Below are 7,347 nucleotides of genomic sequence, written 5' to 3' on the forward strand. Positions count from 1 at the left end.
CTATGCAGGACATCCTTTCCAGCTTCGGCACGCTGCTCCAGCCGCTGACGCTGCTCATCATCCTGATCTCGACCGCGCTCGGTATCGTCCTCGGCGCCATCCCCGGCCTGTCGGGCGGCCTCGGCGTCGCGCTCCTTCTGCCGCTGACATTCGGCATGCAGGCCGAGACCGGCCTCGCCATGCTGGTCTCGATCTGGGTCGGCGGGGTCTCGGGCGCTATGATCGGCTCGATCCTCCTCGGCATCCCCGGCTCGCCCTCGGCCATTGCGACCACGTTCGACGGCTACCCGATGACCCGCAACGGCCAGGCGGTGAAGGCCCTTGGCGCCGCCATCACGGCAAGCTTCGTCGGCACCTTCCTGTCGATCCTGATCGCCATGGCACTGTCCCCGGTCATGGCCCGCCTCGCCCTGAAGATGGGACCTTGGGAATATTTCTCGCTCGGCTTCTGTGCCATTTCGCTGGTCGCCGCGCTGTCCCGCGACGGCGTCTTCCACGGCCTCGCCGCGGCGGCCCTCGGTCTGATTCTTGCCTCGGTCGGATTCGCTCCCATCGACGGCTATGCCCGTTTCACCTTCGGCAACATTTACCTGTCGGGCGGCTTCGATCTGATCCCGCTGATGCTGGGCCTTTTCGCCCTGAAGCAGATCGTCCAGGACCACGCCGCCGGACAGCAGCAGGTGCCCGAGGTCGATGTCAGCGACATCAAGGGCTTCGGCGTCACCCTTCAGGAATACCGCGATAACGTCTGGAACATGATCCGCTCCTTCGCCATTGGCCTCTGGATCGGCTTCCTGCCCGGAATGGGCGCGGCGCTGTCGAACATGGTTGCATATGCCCAGGCCAAATCCGCCTCGAAACACCCCGAGAAGTTCGGCAAGGGCTGCATCGACGGCGTCTTCGCCTCAGAAACCTCGAACAACGCTTCGGTCGGCGGAGCCCTCATCCCCATGGTCGCCCTCGGCATCCCCGGAGACGGCGTCACCGCGATCCTCCTCGGCGGGTTGATGATCCACGGCGTCCAGGCCGGCCCTTTGCTGTTCAACAACAACCCCGAGATCGTCTATGCGCTTTTCCTCACGGCGCTGATCTCGGCGATCCTGGTTCTTGCCCTGCAATTCTGGGGAATGCGCCTGTTTCCGGCGATCCTGAAGATTCCCTATCACTATCTCTACCCCGCCATCGTCGTGCTGGGCTTCATGGGCGTCTTCGTCGGTTCGTCGACTGCGTTCAATTACGTCCTGCTGCTCGGCTTCGCTGCGCTCGGCCTTTCGATGGACCGGCTGCGCCTGCCCATCGGACCGTTCATCCTGGCCTTCATCCTCGCGCCCATGCTGGAACTCAACCTGCGCCGCGGCATGACCTACACCGACGAGGGCATCCTGCCATTCTTCACTCGGCCGATCTCGGGTCTCCTTCTCGCTGCCGCAGTCCTCAGCGTCGTCTCGCCGTTCCTAATGCCGTACCTTCGCCGGACCGCACGTGGATAACTCGGTCGCCGAAGCCGCAAGTCGTAGAAAACAGCGCATCGAGGGCAGACCAGGTTCGCAGACTTGCCAACAATTGCTTTCGGCCGTGTCACGGCGGTCAGCGTGACGGGGCGTGCTGTTCCTCCCACTCAAGCGGGAACGGCTCCAATCCCCGCGCCAGCGTCACCGCGGGGCCCTGCTTCCCGTCCAGGATCGCCTCAACGATTTCTGGAGCCAGCAGTGTCAGGCGCAGGACGCGAGCCATGTAAGTGAAGGCGATCCCTTCCTTCTCGGCCAGTTCGGAAATCGACGCGAACTCGCCCGACTCCAGCATGTGCTTCCAGCGGAAAGCGCGAGCCAGAGCCTTGATCAACGTGCTGTCCGTCCGGCGCGACGGCATCGCGCCATCCGGCAATTGCATCTCCTTTCGCCCACCGCGCTTCACGACGCGGAACGGGACGTGGAGCGTGACCGTCTCGGGGATCGGAGCCAGGCGGGTCACGCAGCTTCTCCGATGTCGCCAGCCAGCATCTCGCGTGCCAGACCGCTGAGCCCGTCGACGCGGAGCCCGACGTTGAACCCGTCCGTGCCTATGTCGACACGGTCGACCAACAGCGCCACGATGCGGGCCTGTTCGGCGGGGAAGAGTTCGTCCCACAGCGGGTCGAGTTGCTGCAGAGCGGCACGCGCGTCGGCTTCCGTTATGTCGGCGGCATGGGTGCGGGCCGCTTTCCATGTCCCCGCAATGATCTCGGGCTGACGAAACACAGCCCGCAACTGGTCGATGACCGCAGCCTCAATCTCGCCCGCAGGCACGCGGCCGATGGGGCAGGATCCAGCGCCATGCTTCAGCACGGTCTGGCTGACGTAGTAGCGGTACAACCGCCCGCCCTTGCGGGTGTGGGTCGGTGAGAATGCCGCGCCATCGGGTCCGAACAGCAACCCTTTCAGCAGCGCCGGGGTCTCGGCGCGGGTGCGGGCGGCGCGCTTGCGGGGGCTTTCCTGCAGGATGGTGTGGGCGCGGTCCCACGTCTCGCGGTCGATGATGGCGGCATGCTCGCCGGGATAACTGTCGCCCTTATGCACGGCCTCCCCAATGAGGGCACGGTTGGACAGCAGCCGGTAGAGGTACTTCTTGTCGATCCGGTTGCCGCGCGGCGTCCGGATACCGCGTTTGGCCACCTCCCGCGCCAGTTCCGTGCAGGACCCGATCTCGAGGAAGCGGGCGAAAATCCAGCGGACATGGTCCGCGCGTTCCTCGTCGATGACCAGCTTCCGGTTCTCGACCCGGTAGCCGTAGGGCGGGACGCCACCCATCCACATGCCCTTTTTCCGGCTGGCGGCCACCTTGTCGCGAATGCGCTCGGCCGTGACTTCCCGCTCGAACTGGGCGAAGGACAGCAGGATGTTCAGGGTCAGGCGCCCCATGGACGTGGTGGTGTTGAAGGACTGCGTGACCGACACGAAGGTGACGCCATTGCGGTCGAAGACATCGACCAGCTTGGCGAAGTCGGCCAGCGAGCGGGACAGGCGGTCGATCTTGTAGACGACAACCACGTCGACCAGCCCGTCCTCGATGTCGGCCATCAGGCGCTTGAGGCCGGGCCGCTCCAGCGTACCGCCGGAGATGCCGCCATCGTCATACTGATCGCGGACCAGCACCCAGCCTTCTGACCTCTGGCTGGCGATGTACGCTTCGCTGGCCTCGCGTTGCGCATGCAGGCTGTTGAACTCCTGCTCCAGCCCTTCCTCGGAAGATTTACGGGTGTACACGGCGCAGCGGAGTTTCCGGACGACCTTGGATTTGTCAGCAACCTTGGTCATACCCGCCCTCCTTGACGTTTGAGCCCAAAGAATACGAGCCCGTTCCAGCGGGTCCCGGTGATCGCGCGCGCGATGGCCGACAGCGACTTGTAGGGCCGCCCCTGCCATTCGAAGCCATCGGCGGTGACGGTGACGACCTGTTCCACCCCCTGCCATTCGCGCAGCAACCGCGTGCCAGTGATCGGGCGGTCACGGTCGAGGCGGATGCTGCGCTTCTTGCTGTCGCCGCCGTCCAGATCCTCGCCAAGCTGTTCCAGCCGCCGGATTGTCTCCGGCTTCAGCCCGCCATAGGCGAGTTCCTGGATGCGATAGGCCAGGCGGCTCTCCAGATAGCGTCGGTTGAAAGGCGGCGGTTCGCTGTCGAAAAGTTCCCGCCATTGGGTTTTCAGTTCCAGCGTCGGGGTGGTTTTCAGCGCGGCGAGGCGCGCGGGGATCGTGTCGGTCATGCGGTTCTCCTTTTGTCGGTGGTTGCATGACCGCTCTGGTCGGGCGGGAAGTGAAGCGAACTTTCTCCATTTGAACCAGATACTTGGTCGCACTCCCGCATCTGGAGGCGGATCAAACCGAGAGCCAGCAAGCGGCACAGTTCGGCCCGGCGTTCGAGGGGTTTCATATGCGCCGGTGGCAAAGGGTTGGGCAATTTCATCGTGGTCTCCAGGTCGTTCTGAACTGGAAAAGCCGTGTTGGGAGGACAAATGGGACAGACGTCGGTTTCTTTTGTTGGCGCAACTCAACAAAAAGGCGATCATTAATCTCCATATGCGCGAAACATGAAGTGTCTGGTCTTGGTGGAGAAAGTTGCCATGGTTCGATCACCCCAAAAGTCATGCCCAAATCTGTCGCGGCTTTTTGACGACGCGAGCGCAGATCAAGTGGCGGAGTTTCTTGCCAATTCGGCTTTTGAACGATTGGGGTGGGTTCGCAGGTACATGGAAGAGCCGAACAGCTCCGAAGATCCGGCTCCCGAAAGAATGCTGCATGCGGAGACGAAGAACGCGCTGCGTCCCCTTGAATCCGAGGCCACCCGGATCGTGATACTCGCGAGCAATCGCGGCGAGTATGTCCTGGAGGGTCTGGCCCGAAGCAAACTCGACTCCAATCGGGCACAATTGCTTCTTGGCCAAAGGGACATGCTGGCGCGCAGTCTTTGGGCTTACAGCAACGAGCACGGGTTGTTTGAAGCGGCGGAAAACAGCCTCCACATGCGCCTCTACCGGCGTTTCGACAAGCACTACCAGACTTTTATTGCAGCCCCGTCCATTGCGGGCGGCCCGGACGCTGGCAGTGCGGTGCTGGACACGCTGCTCTCAGAGCTTAACAGCCAGCTTGATCGTGGCGATGGATACAGCATCGACAAGTTCGACATCCCCGAAGAAGGCGAAGAGCCGGCTGCCGAGATGTACATGCTCTATCATCCCGATCCCCCTACAAGCGTTCGGGAAATCGACGATGACGGAAAGCGATCGAGCATTTACTTCCGGCCGCCCGGCGAAGCCATGATCGCCTACACGCCTTCGACAGGCCGGGTGCATGTTCGCGCCGGAAGTCGGCAACTCAGACATGCCATTGCGGAACGCTTCATCAAGACCGCGCTCAACCAATCCTATTCCAATCAGCCGATCGATTTTCAGGCATATGACATTTCACGGTTCCTGCAGGGGTTCGACCTGGACACGCCGGATCTCGACGATGTGGTAGTCGTCCGTGCGGCGGTGATCCGGGTCGATATCAACATCGGGAACCTCGCCAACCGCCTGTCAGTTGCGACTACGATCAAGCAAGACATATCCGAGATCATCGATAGTCAACCTGGCCTGTCCAAGACCTTCGCGCGGGCGATAGCGATCCGCTTCGTCGAGATTGCAGTCCAATATCGCCGTGCCGAGCTCCGCGAGTTACAAACATTGGATTTCACGCTCACCGATCAGAACACCAGCAGCTTGCTCAGCCTGGACGATGAATTCGAAAGGGGTTTGGGGCACCTCCTTCTGCGGCACTGGAAGATCCTGCGTGAAGGTCGCGAGGCTGGAGAGGCAGAGCGGACTGCGGTCATCCCTGCCTTGCTCGCGATCTGGGACAGCAAAGCCACAAAAGTTTCCGGTTCCTGGCTCCGGTCTCGGGGTATTGATCCGGACCTTCTGATGGACATCGGATTTTTGGTGCCTGCAGGTTGGCAGGAGGAAGAGGTCCTGGACGAGGACGACGAACTGGGCGCTGTTGATGCCGGAATCGTCGTCCGTCTGGAGAATGGGCAAGACGAGGAAAACCCACGCAAATTGGCCGATATCGAAATTTCCGAGGGACAGGTCGTGATCGACCCCGACCCGGACCGCTATAGGAAGTATCGGGTCAGAGATGGTTGGGTCGCACAACACCTGAAAACGCAGGTCCAGCATGTGTTTGACGCACCCAACGTTGAAGAGCTTTCGGACAACCTCGTGTTTCTCGGAACACTGGACGTCGATGGGAGTCGCGCCCCTGTCTATCTCGCGCGCGGCCTCGATCAGGAAAAGATCCGATCGGCCATCGATACACAACTTCGCGCGCGCCACAACCTGGGCATCGGGTTGGTGCTGCAAGCCGGTACAGGTCTTGGACCGTGCATTGCAGCGAACGTTCTCACGTCGCTCGCTGATCACATCGACACAACCCGGCCCGACATCACACTCGTCGCCGACAAACTTCGCGAGGTCTTCCGCCGGAACCGGCTCTTGGCACGCGGCGGACAAACGGTCGAGCTCAGGCGGGCAGGAAATAATCTGGCTACGCTGTTTGTCCCCGGCAAAGGCAACATCACCATCGACGGCGCAAACCGGATAGACGTTCTCCAGCGACTGGTCGATGCCCATAACATGGGGCCGATGCCAATGAAGACGCAAGATATCGTCAGAGGAATTGCCGAGGATCAGTCCATGACGAACATCTTCAAACAACCCCTGTGGAACAAGCTGAAGGCCAACTTCCTTCGGAGTTCCGGCAAGGGACAATGGGAAATCGCTTCCTAGAATTCTCGGCTCCGGTCCGGCTCCGGTCCGAGGTCTGACAAACTCCGATTCAATCGCCGAAAAATGCCTCCACATGCAACATGGAGGCGACAAATGCCCACACATTCTCAACATGACTGGCGCTGCACCTGCTGCGGCAAGCTGCTTGGCCGTATCGAGAACGGCCGTATCCGCATTCTTGTTTCGCGGAGCCATCCGTACCTGGTCAGTGCGCCGGTGACGTCGGTGTGCCGCGGCTGCGGCGCGCTGAACGAGCTGACGCGGCTGCCGTGATCTGACGGGCGGTCGGTTTTCCGGCCGCCCCTTTTCCATTCCTTTCCAGAGGCGCGCGACGCCCGAACCCGGCCCGATGAGAGGCGCGAGATGCCCGGCCCCAGACCCGGCATCTCATGTCCTCGAACTGGTCCGCGCTCTACGCGCGCCTTGTCCGCTCGGTGAACCGGCATTCCCGTATGATGGCTTTCTCCGAACTTTTTCCAGCCGAACATCCCCCTTCTGGCTTCCGCGATCCGGCGCGCATGCTGGACTGGCTGCATGGCCGCTGCGGGGATCGGGACGCACGGAACGCCGTGCTGTCGCGATTGCTGGGGTACGCATCCGGCCGTGCCCACACCGACCTCGCTGTCGAACTGCTCATCCTCGCGCTTTGGCCCGGGCTCAGCGTCATCCGGCGCCGACTGCTGCCGTTTCGGGAGACCGCTGTTCTGGAGGCCGATCTGCTCGCGCAGGTCACGGTAACCATCCGCCAAGCACACCCGAGCCGCATCATTTCGGTCGCCGCCACGCTACTGCGCAATGTCGAGCGTGACCTGAGACGGGCGTACCGAAAAGAGGTGCCAGGCCTCACCAGGGCTGAACTGGCAACCGAGCTCACCCTGCGCGTCGCAACACCGGATGACGCGGAAGCCATCCTGAAGGCGGCACAGGCCGAGTTCGGTGCCGATGGTGTTCTCGTGGTCGCGGTGCATGTCGCCGGGTTCAGTCAAAAGGACGCCGGGGCGCGGCTGGGCCTGAGCCATGACGCCGCTCGCAAACGCTGTCAGCGCCTC

7 protein-coding genes are annotated in these 7,347 nt (G+C 62.2%); 4 read left to right on the forward strand and 3 right to left on the reverse strand.

Features of this window, described 5'->3' with window-relative positions; genetic code table 11:
- The first annotated feature begins 2 nt into the window (after positions 1-2).
- Positions 3-1,490, forward strand: coding sequence for a tripartite tricarboxylate transporter permease (locus tag ACP159_RS21450; protein WP_425101770.1), 1,488 nt, complete (start codon positions 3-5; stop codon positions 1,488-1,490).
- 97 nt (positions 1,491-1,587) lie between these two features.
- Here the strand turns inward: ACP159_RS21450 and ACP159_RS21455 are convergent, their stop codons facing one another.
- From ACP159_RS21455 to ACP159_RS21465, 3 genes are read right to left on the reverse strand one after another with little or no spacing between them, the layout of a single operon-like run.
- A complete protein-coding gene (locus tag ACP159_RS21455) occupies positions 1,588-1,971 on the reverse strand; it encodes a hypothetical protein (RefSeq protein WP_425101771.1) in 384 nt (127 codons plus the stop codon).
- Positions 1,968-3,293 carry a recombinase family protein gene (locus ACP159_RS21460; RefSeq protein WP_425101772.1) on the reverse strand — a complete coding sequence of 442 codons (1,326 nt, stop codon included), beginning with the start codon at positions 3,291-3,293 and terminating at the stop codon, positions 1,968-1,970. Before ACP159_RS21460 ends, ACP159_RS21455 begins: the two co-directional genes overlap by 4 nt.
- The gene (locus tag ACP159_RS21465) at positions 3,290-3,739 is read right to left on the reverse strand and encodes a DUF2924 domain-containing protein (RefSeq protein ID WP_425101773.1); all 450 of its coding nucleotides are present in this window, start codon (positions 3,737-3,739) and stop codon (positions 3,290-3,292) included. The genes ACP159_RS21460 and ACP159_RS21465 overlap by 4 nt, the downstream gene beginning before the upstream one ends.
- A gap of 483 nt (positions 3,740-4,222) precedes the next feature.
- Here ACP159_RS21465 and ACP159_RS21470 point away from each other — a divergent pair, with 483 nt between their 5' ends.
- From ACP159_RS21470 to ACP159_RS21480, 3 genes are all read left to right on the forward strand, one after another.
- Positions 4,223-6,298 (forward strand): hypothetical protein, encoded by a 2,076-nt coding sequence (locus ACP159_RS21470; protein WP_425101774.1) that lies wholly within the window; start codon positions 4,223-4,225, stop codon positions 6,296-6,298.
- Between the two features lie 93 nt (positions 6,299-6,391).
- Complete coding sequence (locus tag ACP159_RS21475; RefSeq protein ID WP_425101775.1) at positions 6,392-6,571, forward strand: hypothetical protein; 180 nt, start codon at positions 6,392-6,394, stop codon at positions 6,569-6,571.
- A gap of 116 nt (positions 6,572-6,687) precedes the next feature.
- Positions 6,688-7,347: hypothetical protein (locus tag ACP159_RS21480; protein WP_425099360.1), on the forward strand; the 660-nt coding region annotated here is incomplete at its 3' end.

The organism is Tropicibacter sp. S64 (assembly GCF_049803835.1).
Taxonomy (GTDB): domain Bacteria; phylum Pseudomonadota; class Alphaproteobacteria; order Rhodobacterales; family Rhodobacteraceae; genus Pacificoceanicola.